19 protein-coding genes and 1 pseudogene are annotated in these 19,332 nt (G+C 37.8%); 6 read left to right on the forward strand and 14 right to left on the reverse strand.

Translation table 11 applies throughout. The features are described 5' to 3' along the window. Positions 1-36 precede the first annotated feature (36 nt). Positions 37-1,230: an argininosuccinate synthase gene (gene argG, locus LVD16_RS10515; protein WP_233773902.1), complete on the reverse strand. Its 1,194-nt coding sequence runs from the start codon at positions 1,228-1,230 to the stop codon at positions 37-39. Beyond that, positions 1,203-1,907 carry a GNAT family N-acetyltransferase gene (locus LVD16_RS10520; protein WP_233773903.1) on the reverse strand — a complete coding sequence of 235 codons (705 nt, stop codon included), beginning with the start codon at positions 1,905-1,907 and terminating at the stop codon, positions 1,203-1,205. Before LVD16_RS10520 ends, argG begins: the two co-directional genes overlap by 28 nt. Positions 1,908-2,249: 342 nt before the next feature. Here LVD16_RS10520 and LVD16_RS10525 point away from each other — a divergent pair, with 342 nt between their 5' ends. Then, positions 2,250-2,741, forward strand: a complete 492-nt coding sequence (locus tag LVD16_RS10525) for a tetratricopeptide repeat protein (RefSeq protein ID WP_233773904.1) — start codon at positions 2,250-2,252, stop codon at positions 2,739-2,741. A 1-nt stretch (position 2,742) separates the two neighbouring features. Here LVD16_RS10525 and LVD16_RS10530 read toward each other — a convergent pair whose 3' ends face one another. The 6 genes and pseudogenes from LVD16_RS10530 to LVD16_RS10555 form a co-directional block, all read right to left on the reverse strand. After that, positions 2,743-4,425: a glycosyl hydrolase gene (locus LVD16_RS10530; RefSeq protein WP_233773905.1), complete on the reverse strand. Its 1,683-nt coding sequence runs from the start codon at positions 4,423-4,425 to the stop codon at positions 2,743-2,745. Positions 4,426-4,541: 116 nt separating this feature from the next. Further along, entirely contained in the window at positions 4,542-5,024 is a 483-nt protein-coding gene (gene paaD, locus LVD16_RS10535; RefSeq protein WP_233773906.1) for a 1,2-phenylacetyl-CoA epoxidase subunit PaaD, read from the reverse strand. 37 nt (positions 5,025-5,061) lie between these two features. Beyond that, entirely contained in the window at positions 5,062-5,814 is a 753-nt protein-coding gene (gene paaC / locus LVD16_RS10540) for a 1,2-phenylacetyl-CoA epoxidase subunit PaaC (RefSeq protein WP_233773907.1), read from the reverse strand. A 3-nt stretch (positions 5,815-5,817) separates the two neighbouring features. Beyond that, entirely contained in the window at positions 5,818-6,429 is a 612-nt protein-coding gene (locus tag LVD16_RS10545) for a phenylacetic acid degradation b (RefSeq protein WP_233773908.1), read from the reverse strand. 87 nt (positions 6,430-6,516) lie between these two features. Continuing rightward, positions 6,517-7,504: pseudogene (gene paaA / locus LVD16_RS10550) on the reverse strand (1,2-phenylacetyl-CoA epoxidase subunit PaaA). Between the two features lie 44 nt (positions 7,505-7,548). After that, the gene (locus tag LVD16_RS10555) at positions 7,549-8,133 is read right to left on the reverse strand and encodes a TetR/AcrR family transcriptional regulator (protein WP_233773909.1); all 585 of its coding nucleotides are present in this window, start codon (positions 8,131-8,133) and stop codon (positions 7,549-7,551) included. Between the two features lie 68 nt (positions 8,134-8,201). On the opposite strand from LVD16_RS10555, the gene LVD16_RS10560 reads away from it, so the two are divergent. Next, on the forward strand, positions 8,202-8,708 hold the full coding sequence (locus LVD16_RS10560) for a hypothetical protein (protein ID WP_233773910.1): 507 nt from the start codon (positions 8,202-8,204) through the stop codon (positions 8,706-8,708). Positions 8,709-8,942: 234 nt separating this feature from the next. Next, the gene (locus LVD16_RS10565) at positions 8,943-10,217 is read left to right on the forward strand and encodes a glycosyltransferase family 4 protein (RefSeq protein WP_233773911.1); all 1,275 of its coding nucleotides are present in this window, start codon (positions 8,943-8,945) and stop codon (positions 10,215-10,217) included. 130 nt (positions 10,218-10,347) lie between these two features. On the opposite strand, the gene LVD16_RS10570 is transcribed toward LVD16_RS10565, so the two are convergent. From LVD16_RS10570 to ruvC, 6 genes are all read right to left on the reverse strand, one after another. Further along, entirely contained in the window at positions 10,348-11,010 is a 663-nt protein-coding gene (locus LVD16_RS10570; protein WP_233773912.1) for a class I SAM-dependent methyltransferase, read from the reverse strand. After that, a complete protein-coding gene (locus tag LVD16_RS10575) occupies positions 11,003-11,884 on the reverse strand; it encodes a glycosyltransferase (RefSeq protein WP_233773913.1) in 882 nt (293 codons plus the stop codon). The genes LVD16_RS10570 and LVD16_RS10575 overlap by 8 nt, the downstream gene beginning before the upstream one ends. Further along, positions 11,884-12,420, reverse strand: coding sequence for a hypothetical protein (locus tag LVD16_RS10580; protein ID WP_233773914.1), 537 nt, complete (start codon positions 12,418-12,420; stop codon positions 11,884-11,886). Before LVD16_RS10580 ends, LVD16_RS10575 begins: the two co-directional genes overlap by 1 nt. A 518-nt stretch (positions 12,421-12,938) precedes the next feature. Further along, the gene (locus tag LVD16_RS10585; RefSeq protein ID WP_233773915.1) at positions 12,939-13,850 is read right to left on the reverse strand and encodes an FkbM family methyltransferase; all 912 of its coding nucleotides are present in this window, start codon (positions 13,848-13,850) and stop codon (positions 12,939-12,941) included. Between the two features lie 3 nt (positions 13,851-13,853). Further along, the gene (locus LVD16_RS10590) at positions 13,854-15,338 is read right to left on the reverse strand and encodes a lipopolysaccharide biosynthesis protein (protein WP_233773916.1); all 1,485 of its coding nucleotides are present in this window, start codon (positions 15,336-15,338) and stop codon (positions 13,854-13,856) included. A 63-nt stretch (positions 15,339-15,401) separates the two neighbouring features. Beyond that, complete coding sequence (gene ruvC / locus LVD16_RS10595; protein ID WP_233773917.1) at positions 15,402-15,971, reverse strand: crossover junction endodeoxyribonuclease RuvC; 570 nt, start codon at positions 15,969-15,971, stop codon at positions 15,402-15,404. Positions 15,972-16,027: 56 nt separating this feature from the next. Between ruvC and LVD16_RS10600 the strand changes: the two genes are divergently transcribed. The 3 genes from LVD16_RS10600 to LVD16_RS10610 all read left to right on the forward strand — a co-directional run bounded on the left by LVD16_RS10600 (position 16,028) and on the right by LVD16_RS10610 (position 19,331). After that, positions 16,028-16,936, forward strand: coding sequence for a lysylphosphatidylglycerol synthase domain-containing protein (locus LVD16_RS10600; protein ID WP_233773918.1), 909 nt, complete (start codon positions 16,028-16,030; stop codon positions 16,934-16,936). Beyond that, a complete protein-coding gene (locus LVD16_RS10605) occupies positions 16,933-18,045 on the forward strand; it encodes a glycosyltransferase family 2 protein (RefSeq protein WP_233773919.1) in 1,113 nt (370 codons plus the stop codon). Before LVD16_RS10600 ends, LVD16_RS10605 begins: the two co-directional genes overlap by 4 nt. Positions 18,046-18,110: 65 nt before the next feature. Further along, entirely contained in the window at positions 18,111-19,331 is a 1,221-nt protein-coding gene (locus LVD16_RS10610; protein WP_233773920.1) for a SpoIIE family protein phosphatase, read from the forward strand. Position 19,332 lies beyond the last annotated feature (1 nt).

The following is a 19,332-nucleotide window of genomic DNA, read 5'->3' on the forward strand; positions in this document are numbered from 1 at the left end:
AATGTTTGTGTCTCCACAAACATTCAACATCATTATTTATAATTCATTTACAGCGTAAAAGATCTTAGTCTGATTTGCCAATATTTTGGTAAATCCTTTCACATCTTCTCCGCTCCAGCCTTTGTTCATTTCTCCGTAGTTACCAAACTTAGAAGTCATTAAATCATGCTCAGATTCAATGCCTTGCAAAGCAAATTGGTATGGGCTTAGCTTCATGTGCACCTTTCCTGTTACAAACTGCTGAGTGTCTTCCATGAACTTTTCAATGTTACGCATCACGGGATCAAGATATTGTCCTTCATGCATCATCATGCCATACCAGCTGGCTAGTTGCTCTTTCCAGTGCTGCTGCCACTTGGTGAGTGTATGTTTTTCAAGTAGGTGGTGCGCTTTGATCAATAAAATTGGTGCTGCTGCCTCAAATCCTACTCTTCCTTTTATACCAATAATAGTGTCACCCACGTGTATGTCTCTTCCAATAGCATATTCACTAGCTACTTTATTTAATAGCTGAATAGCTTTGGTAGGAGCCATGCTTTCGCCATCTACGGCTACAATTTCACCCTCTTTAAATTCTAAAGTAATGCTTTTAGGTTCCTTGTTTACTAACTGACTTGGGTAAGCCTCTTCTGGTAATGCATTTTTAGAAGTAAGCGTTTCTGCTCCACCCACGCTGGTTCCCCAAAGGCCTTTGTTGATAGAATATTTCGCTTTCTCCCAGTTCATTTCCACCCCGTGAGATTTCAAATAATCGATCTCCGCTTGTCTGGATAGCTGAAGGTCACGGATAGGAGTGATGATCTTCGCTTCAGGGGCCATAATGTTGAAAACCAAATCAAAACGAACCTGATCATTACCTGCACCAGTACTACCATGAGCGATATATTCTGCTCCATGTTCTTTGGCGTACCTGGCTATGGCCATGGCTTGAAATACCCTCTCTGCACTTACAGATAGAGGATATGTGTTGTTTTTTAGTACGTTACCAAAAATAAGGTATTTGATAGCTTTTTGATAGAACTCATCTACCACATCAATGCTTTCATGATGCGCTACTCCAAGTTCCAAAGCATGTTTTTCAATTGCTTTAAGCTCTTCCTCACCGAAGCCACCAGTGTTTACAAGCACCGAATGAACTTCAAGGTTCAGTTCGTGTTTTAAATATTTTACACAATAAGTGGTGTCTAGTCCACCACTAAAAGCTAAAACAACTTTACTTTGGTCAGCCATGATAAATTTTTAGAATTTTTAGGGTCTTGATTATTAATTTTTAATTTAATTTTTCCTTTCAAACGGTCAGCACCATCTTTTAAAAAGCCTGTGAAGCGCTGCCATCTTTCTTCTTTACTGGCTTTAGCTACGCCACTTTTTGCTTGCTTGGCAGGATCATAGATCATGCCTGTGCATAGACAGTGAGCTCTGTTTGTACGGGTAAGAATGTCGTAGTTTTTACAGCTCTGACAGCCCTTCCAGAAGTCTTCATCAGTAGTAAGCTCAGAGAAAGTGGTTGGTTTGTAACCTAGTTCTGAGTTAATCTTCATTACTGCTAAGCTGGTAGTGATACCAAATATCTTTGATTCAGGATATTTCTTTCTGGATAGTTTAAAGATCTCATCTTTAATACGTTTGGCTAAACCAGTATTTCTGAAATCGGGGTGCACAATTAAGCCTGAGTTAGCCACATATTTACCATGTCCCCATGTTTCTATGTAGCAAAATCCTACGGGTTGATCGTCAGAAACAGCGATTACGGCTTTTCCTTCCATCATTTTGGCGCTCACGTATAATGGTGAACGTTTTGCAATACCGGTTCCGCGCTGGGCAGCAGCGGTTTCCATCATGTTGCAAATTTCTTCGGCGAAACGCAAATGCGTTTCATTAGCTATTGTGAGTTTTACTTCCGACATTATTGAAAATCGAAATTATATTTGTGAATGCCTTGCGGCAAAAATTTAAAATAGGAAATAATAAAAAGATATGTGTGTGCACGATGGGACGTACCCCCGGCTAGATGCTATTACCCCAACAGGGGCCTAAATGGCCTAAACCTAAGCACAGGAGTATACACAACCGCAGCTGGAGAAGCCGGGCTATTCATGGGTGTATATGTGCTTGAGTTAATCATTTGCATCAAAGGTTAAAAACTTATTTGGATTTACCAAATAAGTTGAAGTTTTTTAATTTTTCTTAAACTTTGTTCGTTAGACTGTGTAGTTGATTAAAAGTCACACGTTTGAATGTTAAATAATATGAAATATTTTATTGCCCTTTTTATTGTAATATCTTCTACCATAGTAAGTCATGCTCAATCGGCTGATGATTTGCTGGATAAAGGTTATGATGAATATTCTAATGGGAATTTTGAAGCTGCCATAAAACTTTTTGAACAAGCCGTTGAAAAAGATGATTCTAACGCAGAGACATTCTATTTGATAGGTGTCTGTAAATCGCAGCTGAATGAAAATGATGATGCTATTACATATTATGATAAAGCTATAGCCCTTAAGCCCGCATATGCCGAAGCATTTTATGAAAAAGGTTACTCATATTTCATTATGAATAAATATACAGAGGCTATCACTGAGTTTTCCAGAGCACTGAAAATTAAGCCAGACTATGTGGAAGCATGGCTCAACAGAGGCAGTATCTACTGCATTATGGGCGAGGGCGTGAAAGCGAAAAATGACTGGGATGAGGCCCGATCTCTTGGAGCCGAGTTTCCAGAGCAGGAGTGTAACTAAATCACTCCTTTAATATTTTTCTGTTGACGATCTGGTTATCCTGAATCATTCGGATAATATAAATGCCTGATTCTAAGCTAGTCATATCTATGGTTTGGCTGGCTTGTGGATCAAATATATCCTGCAACACCTGACCTTGCATGCTTATGAGCTGTATCCGGTTAGTACTGGAAAGTAGCTCTACTGTTAAATTGGCATGAACGGGATTAGGATAGATTTTAAATGAAGGTATTCCGTCAATAGCAGTAATTTGCTCTTCCACGTTCGGTTGATTAACATAGGTAGCAATGTTGGGTAGTTCATCCAAAGTGATTACATAATCATGGTTAAATACTTCCACCAAATGACTTTGAGTGTTATAGTTGCCATCTTTAATAAAGCCACCTTCCCAGGTGCAAAACCAGTTCCAATAGGCACCTTCATTTTCTAAATCAGTAGGGGTAGGGATAGTACCCGTCTCAGACAGCGTAACGATTTTCTCTCCATTAAACTGAGCTACGATATTATCAAACATGCTAAAGCTTGTACTATAGTTGCCAGGGCTTAAATAAATATCAGCACCAACAATGTCCACATATTCATCCCCTGGATACCAGTTCATGGCATTCTCAGAGTCTGTGGTGGTCCACACCCAGATCAGATTATTAATGCCGTGATAGTTGATCATTCGATCAAACATTACTCTCCAGAGCCATTTGCATGGTTCGGGGCCTTTTGCTCCCCACCAAAACCATTCGCCTTCAGCCTCATGAAGCGGCCTGAACAGTACCGGAATGTTAGCTTGTTGCAGGGTTTTGAGCTCTTGTGCTATTACATCTATATCTCGAATTAATAGTTGGTATTCCTGAGAATTACTGTTATTCATGGCGATAGAGACATCAAAGGTGGTGGCATAGGTATAGAAGCCGCGCCACCATTCTTTATCTACCTGATCAATCAAATCTTTTGGGGCATTCCAATGCCAGCAAGCAGTGACAATTCCACCTTGATTATGCCAATCAATAATATCCTGGGTTTCATTAGAAGAGGCACCATGCTCTACTCTGGAAGGGGAGTAGTCAATGAAATCAAAACCTCTCACCGCAGGGAGCTTTCCGGTAACTTGCTGAATATGTTGAATGTTAGATAAATCACTGCCCTGCTGCCCTGATAGTATTTTAGATCCATAAATATCTCCCAGGTAGGCATATAGCCTTTTGGTAATATCTGCGGCGTTAGTTGTAACTAGTGTAGGTGAAATATTATCGAAATCTGCGGGGGCGGTGCTTTCTAAAGATATATAATCCACGTCTGTCCAGCCCCAGAAATGTTGGATAGCTATAGTATTGACACCCTGATTAAGCTGGACTTTACCAAAGGCTTTTGTTTTAAACGTGGCAGAAGTTTCAAACTGCATACTGCCTACGTTTTCACCATTGATAATGATATAATTTTCTTTATAGCTATCGGCAGCGTAACCTACTGATAAAGTGTACAGACCAGCTTGGTTCATGTTTACCTCGATGGCCAACATGTCTCCTTCCTGATCAAAGCCAGTGACATAGCCATTGCCAGAGTAGCCACTTCTGCTGTTGCCAACATGAGTACCTGTTAATATTCCTGTCTCTGCTTCCACTCGTTGTCCGTAAACGTAGGTGGAGAGAATTAATAATACGATAGTTAATGAGGGTATAGGTGATTTCATAGCGGTAATTCTTATACCTAATTATAAGTATATGCTATGACAACCAATAGGATCATTGTCTCATTTACGAGACTATGGAGGTATGCCCTTTAACAAAGTTATATTTACCCTGCTTGTTACAGAGGTTTAAATTGCTCAAAGGTCTCTTTACATGAATAACAATGATGAATAGAGCGACAAGCGGTGGGGCCAAAAGGGGACCTCAGCTCAGTATTTGTACTACCGCAATTGGGACACTCTATATTGGTGAGGATATCTATATCAAAGATGAGGTTATGTTTAGGGGGAGGAGCCAGACCGAAATCTTTGAGTGCTTTACGTCCTTTTTCAGAGATGAGGTTAGAGTTCCAACTTTTCTCAAACGAAACTTCCACGTCTACATAATCAATACCATAGCTATTTAAAGTCTCGATGATATCCTGCTTCATATAGTCAATGGCCGGGCATCCGGTAAAAGTAGGAGTGATGGTAACTTTTACCCTATGATGATCAATGTCTATGTCGGTAATTACTCCGAGGTCTACCAGTGATAAAACAGGTATTTCAGGATCTTTCACCTGCTCCAGCCATTCTAAAATATTTTCCTTGGTATGTATCACTAAGAGGTCAAACGCTTTAAGATAAAAGTAAGTTCAATTACCATTCCGCAGTAGGATCGATTTTGAAAACTTCAGACATTTCATCTAAAAGAGGCTGCAAATGTTCCGTGTGATGCCCAAATCTTCCTCCGTAAATGGCTGCAGGATCTGAGGTAGGTAGTTTCAGCTCTGTTTGAGCAATAACCTTCCTGATCTTTTCTTCCCACATTTCTTTTAACTGTTTTTCACCAGCAAAGATACCTTCATCAATGAGAACTTCTTCCATTGGTGACGGTTCAAAGATGCCTAAAGCAAAAGGATAAGCCTCATTAAGGGAAGACTGTAGTCTTAATATGCTTTCTTCAGTGGCTGTGCCTAATTGATTAATCCAGGTGTTGGCATGCATAGAATGATACCTGATTTCACCCTGAATCTTCCGGGCTAACTGAGCCAGAGGCTCGTATGTAGAGTTAGCAAGTAGTTCAAACCTGACACTTTCAGCCGTGTCAAACAGAAAATGGCGGATAAGACTAAAATCATACTCTCCATTTGGAAGCTCTACTAGCTGGCAGTTTTTGAACTTCTCCGCTGATCGCATAAAGGCAATCTGATCAGGATCTTCTTCTCCTAAATCGTTTAATAATTGATAGAGCGAATGACTTTGACCAATCTTATCCTGAGCCATGGAAGAAAATGCAATGTCTTCTTCCAAAATAGGACCCATTCCTGTCCACTCACTATTTCTATGTCCTATAATTAGCTGATCATCAGCTATTTTATATAATAACTCTTTTAATGCTTCAGTATTCATGCTTTAAGCTCTAGATTCTTTAAAAGCTTTGATTTTGTCTGCTGCCTTATAGGCAATGGCGTCTCTAAATTGCTTTTCAGGCAAGGTGCTCCAAATGATCTGGTCTTCGTCTGAAGAGAAAAGTATATCGCTGGTTTTGATAACCCACACATTATAAACAGGCTTCTCTTCGATGAAGGCTGGCTTGGCCATAGCCAAAGCTTCTTGAGGGTTTCTGGCTTCTACAGAGCCTACACGCTGGTGCTGTTTTCCTCTTTTCATCAAATGAAAAAACTCATATTCCTCAGCTTCTCCTTCTTTAGGAAATTCATCTGAAATCAAACTATACAGATTAGTCTCATCTTCGGTAGTATCTGTAACGAAAACATTCCTGGTTTCCACAACAAAAAGTCCGGAGCAAGTCATTCGCCTGCTGTATTGTTCTTTAGCAAAAATAAAGGCCATATCAGCATTAGGAGCATGCACAATGCCTTCATGCTGATATGGTTTATCTTCTTTCAGCTGGGTGAATACCTCATAAGTACCAAACTGATCTAGTGGTACTTTACGAGTAAGCCCGGCAGGGTGATCTTCTATATTTAAACGTTGTACTCGTGGGTCTAACGAATCCTTCATACTCTTATAAATAGCTTAGTCTTCAAAGTTGTTTTATAAATATTATTTTTGCAATCGTTTACGAAAGCAGTTAAATAAAAACTTTGACTAGGCCAGTGGAGTAACGTACTCTGTTTTTGGTTGTAAAAGTGCCTGGCGAACCCATTGCCCTCTTTCCTCTGCCACTCTTCTCACTGCCAGTCTTTCTTTATTGCATGGTCCATCACCATTGATTACCCTTTTGAATTCATTCCAATCAGGTTCAGTATATTCCCACGTTTTTGTTTCCGGGTTCTTTTTAAGCTTAGGGTCAGGAATAGTAAAACCTAGTTCCCAAATTTTGGGCACATACATATCTAAAAACTGATTTCTACAATCGTCATTAGAAGACATTTTTACTTTCCATTTCATGAGCACCTCTGTGTGAACCGAAACTTTGTCTGGTGGTCCGAAGAAATGCATCATAGGTCCCCACCATCTGTCAATGGCTTCCTGCATCATATTACGCTGAATTTCAGATCCGGTGGCCATGTGAATAACGCAGTGATGTCCATATTTCAAGTGGAACGATTCTTCCGCACAAATCCTTTCCAGGGCTCTGCAATAAGGGCCGTAGCTGCCTCTGGCGTTTGCTAATTGGTTAACGATAGCTCCAGCATCTACGAGCCATGAGATAAAACAGGCATCTGCCCAGGTAAAGGTAGGGTAGTTAAATATGTTAGAATATTTTGATTTGCCGTCTAGCAAATCATCGATCATCTGCTCTCTGGATTTTCCTAAGGTTTCAGCGGCCGCGTATAATAATTGTGCGTGGCCTACTTCATCCTGGACCTTGGCCATAAGCGCTAGCTTTCTTTTTAAAACCAGGCGCTCTGGTTATCCATGTGCCTTCAGGTAGTGCACCTATGATTTCACTGTGAGCATGTTGCTCTATCATTCTGATCAGCTGCTTGCGATAAAGTGCAGGCATCCAATCACTTGGTTCAATTTTTTCCCCTCTCTCAATTCTGGCTTCGAACTCAGCTAATTTTGCGGGATCTTCGTTTTCTAGCCCTTCGAATTTTGTTGATTCAAAAGTGTTTCCTCCTCCGTACATATTAAAGTTATTTTGTTGCTTTTAAGTTACAATAAAATAATGATTTATTTCGTTTGGAGACCGTCAATCAGCATATCAGCCAGCTGATTTCCTAGTTCTATGGGCTCTATAATTCCGGAAGGATCATACCAGTGTGGCATCCAGTTTAAAGAGGAAAAAAGAGTCATTACGGCCAATTTGGTATCTAGTTTTTTAAATTCACCAGATTTAATACCGCCCTCTATAATCTTCTTGAACCGGTTTATGTAATTGATTCTAAGTAATAAAAAGGCTTTAAGGTGAGGATCGCTAAGGTGCCTGTGTTCATTCATGAAAACTGCTGAAGCAGTAAGCTCCTGAGCCATCACCTGAATGTGACCAAGTATGCCTAGTCTTAATTTTTTAGAAAAGGAATTATCCGCTTTTTCCACCTCTTCTAAAGAATTTCTAAACTTTTCAGCCATGTCAAAGCATAAATGCTGAAGAATTTCTTCCTTAGATTTAATGTGAGAATAGAGGCTGGCTGCTTCAATGCCTAAGGCATTGGCGAGGTCTCTCATGGATGTAGCTGCATAACCTTTTTCTTTAAAAAGCTCAGCTGCTGTACGTATTACTTGTTCCTTTCTACTTAGGTTTTCTGTTCCAACCATCACACAAAAATAACGATTATTGCTTTCGATGGAAGTAATTTACTAGTTTTAGGGCAAAATTTTGGTGTATGACATTTAAGAGCCCGGAGGAATTTCACAATAAAACAGGTTTTATCTTTCACGGAATGCTGGCTTTGCCGTTGGCAGTCTTTGCATATCTCTTTCTGGAAATTAAGAATAATCATATGAACCCGGTCTTGCAAGATGGAACCATTACCATGGCTATTTTAATAGCTGTCCCCATCTTATCAGCCATCATATTTTGGGTAGGTTTCAAGCGCTTCAGAAGAGCTTCTAAAGATATTAAAGGAGTGCCTTTGGCAGAGAAGCTGTCGTTATATTATGACTGTACTATTAAATTTTACATGTCCTTAGGGTTGGCCTCTGTGCTCTTGGTGACGGGCTTATACTTAACCACATCGGCCGTTTTTATTCTTGGCTACGTATTTTTGCTCTTTTTTATGTCATTACATAGGCCTACGCCTCAAAAATACGTGAAAGACATACCATTGACGGAACAAGAGAGGCAGGTAATCCTAAATAAAGGACGCTTCGAGGACCTGGAGAATACCTGATAAGTCTACATTAACTAATCATAGGCTGTGCATTGGTGCTTAAAATAATGATGAGTACCACTATTAGACCAATGATCACGGTTAAGGTTCTTTTATTCATAGTAGGTTAGGTGGTTTATTATTTTAGACAACAGCTTTGTGATAAAGGTTGCTTTGCCTTCGGAAATAATTTTAGGAGGCAAGTTATGAGTCATTTTTGGCTAATAATGATAGGCTAATCCTATATTTGCCTCTATGGGTAAAGTTTTAATTATAACTTATTATTGGCCTCCTAGTGGTGGTAGCGGAGTTCAGCGATGGCTAAAGTTTACAAAGTATCTTCCTGAATTTGGTTGGGAGCCATTCATATTCACCCCTGAAAACCCATCATTTGAGGTCAAAGATGAAAGTCTGGTAAACGATATCTCTGATGAGGTGGAAGTTATAAAAATGCCCATCTGGGAGCCGTATTCTGTGTTGGATAAGTTCAAGAAAAAAGGACAAAGCCAACAGAGTGATATGGTGAAAAAAAATGGCAAAGGTTTCATGAGCAAGCTCATGTTATGGACCAGAGGCAATTTGCTGATACCTGATCCTAGAAAATTTTGGGTGAAGCCCTCAGTAAAAGTTCTGGGAGATATTCTGTCGTCTAATGGTATAGACACCATCATTACTACTGGTCCGCCCCATAGTATGCATTTAATTGGTCTAAAACTCAAGGAAAAATATGGTGTAAAGTGGCTGGCGGACTTTAGAGACCCCTGGACACAATGGGACCTTTTCGATAACTTCTACCTAAGTAAATGGGCAAGAAATAGGCATGCCGCATTGGAAAGAAAGGTGTTGCAGCGGGCTGATAGGGTTATCTCAGTAAGTAATCATTATGCTGCAGATCTTGCAAAACTAGGTGGGAGAAAAGTGGAAGTGATCACCAATGGCTTTGATGCAAGCGAATTTGAAAAACATAGCCACCTCCAACCTGAGGAGTTTGTCATCCGTCATGTAGGTGTAGTAGATGAACTTAGAGATCCAAGGCCATTATTACAGGCTGTAAAAGAATTGAAATCTGAAGGCAAGGGCTTTCGGGTGGAATTTATAGGCAATATTAACCAAACGCTGAGGAGCGAGATAGAGGAGGATGCTTATTTAAAAGAGCTGGTAAGTATAAAGCCATATATTCCTCATTCAGAGGTGCTTAAGGTTTATAGACAGTCCGCAGTGTTACTTTTAATACTCGCACATTCGCAAAATGCTCCTGGTAATATACCAGGGAAGTTATTTGAATACCTTGCGTCACAGAGGCCAATATTGGCTATTGGTGCAACCGATGGTGATTCGGCTCAGATTATTAAGGAAACAGGGGCAGGTGTAACATGCAGGGCTGAAGATACTGAACAGATTAAGAAGTCACTAGAAGATATGTATGATCAATTCTTAGCTGGAAATGTAAGTCATGAAGGTGATGTGAAGGCTTATTCTAGAAAAGGATTGACTCAGAAGTTGGTTGGGGTTTTAGATTCGATCATGTGATTTCAGGATATGAAGCGAATTTTGACTTCATAGATCAATGCTTGAGTATGTGTTTAGTATCTATTGAAACAGTGATCATTGTATTAATAGATACTAAAGCGTATTTAAATTGAGAACGAGACAAACTAAACTAGCTTTTCATGCATACTATACCGAAGTTTGGTGCATAGTATCTTCTAATTTTATACATCATTCTACTAATTCCAGTAAGTATTTTGCTTGTAAAAGTTTTGGGAGCTTCGTGTTCTTTAATCCAAGCAAAGTCAGAGATTTTCAACCCACTTCTATCTAAAACCTCAAACATTACATAAGGATCTAGATAGCAGGTGTGCTCTACGTTAATAAAAGGCCGCTTAAAGAAAAATATATTTAAAATTTGCCTGAAACTGAATGGATTAGGTGTGGTGATGACCATTTTACCTCCAGGTTTCAGATGCTTTGCGTAAAATTCCAGAAATATATTGACATCACTTACATGTTCAATAATGTCTCCCATTACTATCACGTCAAAATGATGTGCATTTGTTAATTCAGTGGTGTGAAAAATATTATAACCAGCTTTTTTGACTTCGATAATTTTTTCTTCATTAATATCAACGCCAACAACATTGTCAGAATGTTGACAGAGTATACCATGAAGCCATGAATTCGACTTGTTATCAATGGCTTGCCCTATACAGCCAACATCCAGCACTGAACTTTCTTTTGAAAATTGCTTTAAAATAAAATCTTTTTTGTTTTCAATGGATCCTTGAAGGATGAAGTTATTTAGAAGATGCTCTTTATCAGTCATTGGATTTGTTTAAAAAATTAAAGATAGCCATTCTCAATTTTAATGGTATAAGAAGCCTTAGGATGTGCCTTACTTGATGTTTTATTTCTTTGAAAGATTGAAAGTTTAAAAGCTTATTGCTTACTCCAAAGTCACTTTCTATATCGCTGATTCTTTTAACCGATCCACGCATAAAATTCACCATATTTCCCTCATGAATGATCTGTGCCCATAAAGGTCTTTCCTGAATTTGGATGGTTGAGGAGATATTTAAATAATCTCCATGTTTTTTATTATAAACTCCAAGGGCTTTATCTGTTTGTTCAATTAAAGAGACGAAAGGCCCATCTTTCAATGTTAAGGTAGTGATAATTTGAATTTTGTTCTCTGAATTTAAATTAAAACAATAACCCTTTGCCAAATTAATTGGAGTGTTGTGAACAGGGATGAAGTGGTCTTTAATGGTTAATGAGGCTTCTGTGTGAAGACTGTCATCATTATCTAGTCTGGTGGTTATGATATAAGGTTTGTTGGGAGAGTAGGCTTTAATATCCTGATTAATTTCTTTCATAAAGTGATTATAGCTGGGTTTATAAATAGGAGTGAAAAACTCCAAATCTGTTTCCCATTTGCTTATTTTTTGCTTATATGCCTCAGGGGTGTTTTCATCAAAATATACGAGCCATTTAAAATCCTTTTCTGTTTGATTTACAACGGAAGGTAAACAAAAGGCTTCAAATAGATTGAATCGTTCTTTCAGCCATTGTTCTGTTTGTACCTCACGATTTTCACGATCCCTTGTCCATAGAGCATCTATAACGCTGCTGGTCGAGGTTACTTTCAGATTGAAACGGGTGATAATAAGGTGTTGAAATGGTAAATTAGGAGAAGACATTATGATTGAAATGTTGAAAGAAATGACTGGGAGAAAACTTCATTGCTATATGGTATATAATGTTCTATGCATCTGTCATACGCTTTTTTATATTGCTCAAAGCTGAAATCCTCAAAATCATCATAAAAAAATCCACAGCCGCTTTCTATAAGTTCTTTAGTAGTTTTTCTTTGATTACCTAAGATAGGTATTCCCATGGCCATGTAATCTATGTCTTTATTTGCATTTTGCTCGCTGTAACTCTTATGCGGCTCCTGGATAAGGCTTACCCCTAGTAGATTAAAATCTTTTCTGAGTTCAAATAATTTCGTCTTTAACTCCATAGCTTCAAAATTGCCAAGATATGTACAAAATGTAGATTCTTCTACTTTTTTAGTGATGTAGTGATCCTTTATTATACCACATACAAATAGTTGTCTTTTTTGTCTTTCAAGGAACTCAAAAAAATCAGGAGCTATTTTTTCTTCTCTGAGTTGACCTAAATATAAATAAGCAAAAGGTAAGTTTTCCTTGGGCTGGGTTACATTACCTTCCAAGGGAGATGTATAAAATATTAGTTTGGAGTGAGGGAGTAGTTTTAATAGAGATTTTGAATTGACAATGGTTGCTTTTACCTGCTTTGAGAGCTTAAACTCCAGATTAAAAAAAAGATGATGCAATATCTTTTTGCACCGCTTTAGGATTATGTTACGTTTAGATAACTCATAAACATGGTAAGTGACATCATGATTCAACGTTTGGTAAACGCATTTGGATCTAATGTGCCTGGGAAGGAAAATAAGTGGCAAAAAGACTTGAAGCCCATAAAGGAAGATTAGGTCATAGCTTTGATGCTTCTTTTTAAGAATTTCAAAGGCTTTGAAATTAATGAATTTTAAAAAGAATAGACTCAACAACTTTTGTTTAAAATCTAATGTAGAATTTCCACAATGTATAATTTCTGTTTTGAATCCCTTTTCTGATAAAATTTGATTCTCAAATTCCAGCCGTGCATGTTTAGTTCCTTTGGGATAGTTGGTGATTATGAGAATTTTTGACCCAATCGAATCCATGGTTATGATTTATAAGCTCTTAAAACTCCCCTTCTTAGATATGGTTTCACAAAGTTATTGTCAAAATAAAAAAGCATGTAATTATCAGTTGTTCTACTTGAATAGCTTTTGTTTTTAAAGTACTGGGTAAACATGTGCTCATCTTCTTGTTTATGGTAAGTGCAGATGGCTATTTTGGTTTTGGTGTTTTTATCACTTAATGTTTTATCGAAACCTTTAAGAAGATTCATTTCTTCACCGTCGACATCAATTTTAACAAAATCTATTGGGCCATATTCTTTGACAATATCATCTAAAGAAATAGAATTATCTCCCGTGGAGGACGTAACGAATTTATTAAAGATGGTTACTTTATTGCCCCATGGCTTAAAGGTGTGTTCCAGAGCTTCAATCCATAATGGATCAGTTTCAAATATGTATATTTTAGAGGCCTCTTCCACTGCATCCAGTGAAAACGAAGCTTCTGCTGACCCAGCTTCTACCACTACGTCTTTTGGTTCAATCTTAAACAAGCTGTCAGTATATCTGTGAGGTGACTCGGGATCTTGCTCAATGGTTAGACCTCTATACATCTTATGAATTTTTTCCGAAGACATAGTTCGTTTGAAATACAGCCTTTTGCTATTATGAATGACGTATTTAAGGCCTGACTCCACATCTACCTGAATATCAATATTAAGATCTTTATACTTATCCTGATAATTCCCTGGAAAAACTGTAAGTCCATTTTTTTTCAAATATTCAAGGGCCTTATACTCCTCATTGCTAAGTGAAGCTTTAGCTTCCAGATATGAGATTACCTTTTTGAAAATTATCTTTCTATGAATTTTAGTAAAAATTGGGACTAAGCCAGTCCTTACAAATTTTGGAGTTACTGAATGATAAATTTTTTGAGCTTTAGAAAATGCGGACATGTTTTATTTCTTCTTGGAAAAACCCACTCTATGAAAGAATGACAGAATTAATTGATTTATTTCAACGGAAATTTTACTGAAAAAAATTAAGCCAACAAAAAGAAATACTAATATGGTTGATTTAATGAAACTATCTATCCAAATAGATTGAGTTTTTGGAATTGCAAGAGCAATTCCAACCACAGCAATAATAATGATAATGCCTTTCAAGTAATTTAAATCAAAGGGACTAAGATTCATTTTTATTTTAAGAAAAGCATATTTTAATAAGTTGAAAACGGTAATCGAAAATGCCGTGGCAAATGCAGCTCCTTCTACGCCATACATGGGTATTAGATACATGTTGCTAACAAAGGTAAGAGCTAGTAAAACGCATGACAAAATGGTGTCTACCCGGAAGAAACTGCTGTTTAAAATGATTGGGCCATTCATGCCGAAGGCAGTATCTATAACTTTCGCCCCGCCCAAGAAGAGAAATATATAGAAGCTATCTTTGTAGGATGGAGGTAAAAATTGAATAATTAAATTATAGTTGATAGCAATTAAAACAAAAACAACAGACCCTAAAATGAGTTGATTGAGAGCAGTTTTTTTATATAGTAAGATTAGGCTTTCAATATCATTTCTTTTAGCGGCATCTGCTAAAAGTACGGAAACAGTTCTGGAAATGGCTTGAGAAGGCACCAATATCACAGTACTCATGTTAAATGCAATGGCGTAAATAGCAACCTCATCTAGTCCAATATATTTGCCCACCATCAGTATATCTAGCCTATTTATAAGATAGAAGGAAATGCCGCTTGCAATAGTGAAAACCCCAAACCAGCCGATAGTAGAGGCATTATCCACCATTAATGTTTTCAGATTAAAGCTAAGATTAAACTTCTTTAAATAAAGCAAATAGCCCGCACAGATGATTGTGATGAAGATTTGAGCTCCAACATAAAGAAAGAGAAAAGCGGTTATATCAATCCACTCAAAGTAGTATAATATTACTATTGCTAACCATGCTATTCTTAAAACAATAAAATTGAGAAAGACAACAAATACATTTTTGAAGATTACTCTCAAATAGGCATCAAATAAATTGAAAAATACTAATGCAATGACATAAGGGACGAGTAAATAGGAGTATTCTACAAATAAGGAAGATTTTTCAGAGTACATCTCCAAAAAGTGCTCTCGGAATATGAATATGGCAATACCTATGATGGTTAATCCGAGTAAGGATAACACGAGGCCAATGGATAAAATTACATTTTTCTTAAAATCCTTAAAGTAGGGTGAGAAACGGATTATAACATTATCACCCCCTAAAATTGCAAACTGAGCAATGACCGCAGAAGCTGAAGCAAGAATTCGAGTTAAACCAAATTGCTCTTCGCTCAAAATGTTAGGGAAAACAATGATAGTATTTACATATCCTAAAACTATTCCCACATAAAGAATGATGGTAAACTTGACACCACTTTTACTAACTACGCCCATAAATTACTTTTGGTATTGCCAGCAAATATATGAGTTTGACGAAAGGAGTGATGCATTTTTAGCTTATTTCACCCTCCCCGGATTATCACTAATAAACGCTTCCCAACTTTTAGCTTTCTTAGTAACTAAGCTGCCGCTCTGGAAGTGATGACATACCGCTACGGCCAGTGCATCGGTGGCGTCTAAGAGTTTAGGCACTTCTTTGAAGTTTAATAGTGTTTTAAGCATGTTAGCTACTTGTTCTTTGGAGGCGTTACCGTTGCTGGTAACGGACTGTTTCACTTTTTTAGGGGCATACTCTGTAATGGGAATATCTCTGGAAAGGGCGGCTGCCATGGCTACTCCTTGGGCTCGGCCTAGTTTTAGCATGGATTGAACGTTTTTTCCAAAAAAAGGTGCTTCCAGTGCTACTTCATCAGGATGAAAATCGTCAATAATACTGATGATACGCTCAAAGATTTTCTTGAGTTTTAGTTCATGGCCTGAGTATTTAGAGAGATGGATGACTCCGAATTGTAGTAAGGTGATTTTTTGCCCTATGACAGTAATGAGACCATAACCCATAACATTGGTACCCGGATCAAGCCCTAAAATAATTCGTTCCCTTTCTGATTTTTTCTCTAATTTGCCCACCGGTGCAATTTAGGTATATGGCGTGGGTTAAAAAAGCTTCCTCTAAGGTTATAATTATGAACTTAATAAAGCTGGTGGTGCTTTTTGGTATCCTCATCTTTATCTACTATAAGTTTAAAGACCATCAGATAGAACTTGCCGATGCTGTTTATCATCTCCAAAATAAGTTTTCGGAGAATCCAATTATCTTAATTGTCGTGGTTTTGCTAATGCCTCTGAACTGGGGGGTAGAAGCGTTGAAGTGGAAAGTGCTGATAGGGCAGTTGGCCACTTTTAAAGAAGCTTTTAAAGGAGTTTTGCTTGGTCTTAGCCTAAGTTTTATAACTCCTCATGGTCTGGGAGATTATTTCGGTAGAATGTTCTACTTGCAAAATGAAGAAAGGCATCATTACATCGGTAATGTTTTGGTAGGGCGTATATGCCAAATGATTCCTACATTGATGTTTGGTATGGTCGGTTTGCAATACGTTTGGTTTAAGGAAAAAGGCTTGTTCGTTATCATAGTTATTTCATGTATTTCAGTAATAGTAATGCTCCTTTTTCCTTTAAGGAAGATCGTTTTAAGGCTTTTAACCAAGATTAAAATAGTGAGGCAGTTGTTCATTGGGTTAGCGGATAACAGCTTTCAATCCATCTTGTCTGTTTTAACACTGTCCTTTGTCCGATATCTAATTTTTACTTCACAGTTTTTGTTGTTGCTCACCCTCTTCGTTCCTGAATTAGACATTTATACACTTTTTGCAGGTGTTTCTTGGATTTTTCTGGCTAAGTCCATTATTCCCACCTTCAATTTCTTAAGCGATCTAGGGGTTCGTGAGGGTTCAGCTTTATATTTCTTCGAAAATTATAATGTTGATCTATCTCTAATTTTTAGTGCCAGTATAGCTCTGTGGCTTGTCAATATCTTGGTGCCAACCGTTATTTCTACACCTTTAATCTTTAAAACAAAAGGAGGCCGATCGTGACTATATTAATAGGAGTGATTATAGGCTTTTATGCTATTCTTATTTTTGCTTTGGTCATTGCCTGGGGCCGCCTACCAGCTTTTAATGATGAAGGTAATTGTACGTCTTCATTCAGTATAATTATCCCCTTTAGAAATGAAGAAGACAACTTACCTCAGTTATTAAAAGCACTTTCTTCTATCGATTACCCTTCTGAAAAATTTGAAGTTATCTTCATCAATGATCATTCTACGGACCAAAGTGTTGATATTATTAGCAAATTTACTGAATCAGCTTGGTTTAAGATCAAATGCTATGATTTGGAAGCCACTAAAACAGGAAAGAAGGCCGCTTTGAACTTTGGTATTAATAATGCGGGTCATGATTATATTCTGACCACTGATGCCGATTGCTCTTTTTCTAAAAACTGGCTAAGAAGTTATAATAGAATATATCAGCAAGGTGATGCTCAGATGGTTACAGGGCCAGTGGCCTTCTATGATGAAAAATCATTTTTTCAAAGGCTTCAATCTATGGAGTTTGCCTCATTAATAGGCACCGGAGCCTCAAGTCTGCAACTTGGAATTCCTAACATGTGCAATGGGGCTAACCTAAGTTTTAGCAAGTCAGCCTTTTTTGCTGTTAGCGGATACGCAGGAAATGATAAAATAGCCAGTGGTGATGATGAGTTCCTCATGCATAAAATTTATCAACAGTTTGATGGTAAAGTTTTCTTTAACAAAAGCAATGATGCTGTGGTAAATACGTTTCCATTGCGGAGTTGGAGAGATTTTTATCATCAAAGGAAGCGGTGGGCAAGCAAATGGAAGAGCTACGGCAGGGTGTCTACCGTTATTACGGCACTTTTTGTAGCAGTCTTTAATCTTTGTATGCTACTGGCTTACAGTTTCTTACTGGTGAATTGGTCGGGTAATAGTTGGCTTATTGTTCCCATAATTTTTAAAGTTATAGCGGAAGGTATATTCTTGTATTTGGTGATGAAATTTTCTGGAAAACGGTTCTATTTTCTTCATTTCATAATTTTAGAATTATCTTATCCTTTCTATGCATTATTTTTCGGAATAGCTGCTAACTTTGGCTCATACACCTGGAAGGGCAGAAGACACTGATCTCAATTCTCTTTTATACCTTTATTTACTATCTTGTGAAATGAGGCGAAGGCGATAATTTTTTCATGGAGACATTATCTTTACAGAACAAGTACAACTTAAAAGAGCTGGAGCTTAACGCTCTTTTGGAGATCACACAGGCTATTAATAATAACCTACCTGAAAGATCTTTGTATAAAATTTATGATTTTACCCTTCGTGCTAATCTGAATATCCGAAGGCTTGCCTTGTATGTGCTTGATGAAGCATGGGATTGTAAAGTGAGCTATGGTACCTCCATAAACTGTTTTGAAACACCTGTTCCCCCTGAGTTTTTAGAGCTCAATGCCGTATCTACTATAGATAAATCCAGAGATGATATTTTCGGTGAGTTTGAATATATAGTGCCCGTGAGCCACAAATCGGCCATCTTGGCCTTGGTGTTTGTGGGAGATATTGATGAAGAAGATGAGTCTATGAAAAAGAGCAGCATGCGCTTTATTCAGGCTTTGAGCAATATCATCATTGTGGCTATAGAGAATAAAAAGCTAGCGAGACAGCAACTAGAGCAGGAAGCCCTTCGTAAGGAGCTTGAAATTGCTAGTGATGTACAGCAGTTTCTCTTTCCTGAGCAGCTGCCTTATGGTATTAGACTGAAAGTGGAGGCTAGTTACTTGCCTCATGATAGGGTAGGGGGTGATTACTACGATTATATTCCTATTAATAAAAACCAATTTCTGATTTGTATTGCGGATGTATCCGGAAAAGGAATACCTGCGGCATTAATGATGTCTAATTTTCAGGCTTCGTTACATACTTTGATCAGGCAAACCGGTAATTTAAGAGAAATTGTAAACGAGCTCAACTACCATGTGCTTGAAAACGCCAAGGGAGAGAAATTCATAACCTTCTTCGCTGCTATTTATGACCATACCTTGAAAACATTGGTTTATGTAAATTCTGGTCATAATCCGCCCATGCTAGTTGATAAGAAAGGGAATATCCAGCTTTTAGAAGATGGATCAACTGTATTAGGCGCTATTCATCCATTACCTTTCTTAAACGAGGGCTTTATAACGGATCTTGAAGATTTTCTGATATTCTGCTATACTGATGGTCTTACCGAAACGGAAAGTGAGTCTGGTGAAGAGTTTGGAATGGAACGTCTTATGAGCTACCTCGAGGAAAATGGAGACAGAGACCTGAAACGCATTCATCAGGATATAATCATAGATTTAGATACGTTCAAAGGGAAAAATGGCTATCGAGATGATATTACCATGCTTTCTTGCCGCATAGAATCTTAAT

The sequence above is a fragment of the Fulvivirga ligni genome (assembly GCF_021389935.1).
Taxonomy (GTDB): domain Bacteria; phylum Bacteroidota; class Bacteroidia; order Cytophagales; family Cyclobacteriaceae; genus Fulvivirga; species Fulvivirga ligni.

Excerpts from the sequence above, each read along its gene's own strand:
- argG (WP_233773902.1), bottom strand. The coding sequence starts at position 1,230 with ATGGCTGACCAAAGTAAAGTTGTTTTAGCTTTTAGTGGTGGACTAGAC.
- LVD16_RS10520 (WP_233773903.1), bottom strand. The coding sequence starts at position 1,907 with ATGTCGGAAGTAAAACTCACAATAGCTAATGAAACGCATTTGCGTTTC.
- LVD16_RS10525 (WP_233773904.1), top strand. The coding sequence starts at position 2,250 with ATGAAATATTTTATTGCCCTTTTTATTGTAATATCTTCTACCATAGTA.
- LVD16_RS10530 (WP_233773905.1), bottom strand. The coding sequence starts at position 4,425 with ATGAAATCACCTATACCCTCATTAACTATCGTATTATTAATTCTCTCC.
- paaC (WP_233773907.1), bottom strand. The coding sequence starts at position 5,814 with ATGAATACTGAAGCATTAAAAGAGTTATTATATAAAATAGCTGATGAT.
- LVD16_RS10545 (WP_233773908.1), bottom strand. The coding sequence starts at position 6,429 with ATGAAGGATTCGTTAGACCCACGAGTACAACGTTTAAATATAGAAGAT.
- LVD16_RS10555 (WP_233773909.1), bottom strand. The coding sequence starts at position 8,133 with ATGGTTGGAACAGAAAACCTAAGTAGAAAGGAACAAGTAATACGTACA.
- LVD16_RS10560 (WP_233773910.1), top strand. The coding sequence starts at position 8,202 with ATGACATTTAAGAGCCCGGAGGAATTTCACAATAAAACAGGTTTTATC.
- LVD16_RS10565 (WP_233773911.1), top strand. The coding sequence starts at position 8,943 with ATGGGTAAAGTTTTAATTATAACTTATTATTGGCCTCCTAGTGGTGGT.
- LVD16_RS10570 (WP_233773912.1), bottom strand. The coding sequence starts at position 11,010 with ATGACTGATAAAGAGCATCTTCTAAATAACTTCATCCTTCAAGGATCC.
- LVD16_RS10575 (WP_233773913.1), bottom strand. The coding sequence starts at position 11,884 with ATGTCTTCTCCTAATTTACCATTTCAACACCTTATTATCACCCGTTTC.
- LVD16_RS10585 (WP_233773915.1), bottom strand. The coding sequence starts at position 13,850 with ATGTCCGCATTTTCTAAAGCTCAAAAAATTTATCATTCAGTAACTCCA.
- LVD16_RS10590 (WP_233773916.1), bottom strand. The coding sequence starts at position 15,338 with ATGGGCGTAGTTAGTAAAAGTGGTGTCAAGTTTACCATCATTCTTTAT.
- LVD16_RS10600 (WP_233773918.1), top strand. The coding sequence starts at position 16,028 with ATGAACTTAATAAAGCTGGTGGTGCTTTTTGGTATCCTCATCTTTATC.
- LVD16_RS10610 (WP_233773920.1), top strand. The coding sequence starts at position 18,111 with ATGGAGACATTATCTTTACAGAACAAGTACAACTTAAAAGAGCTGGAG.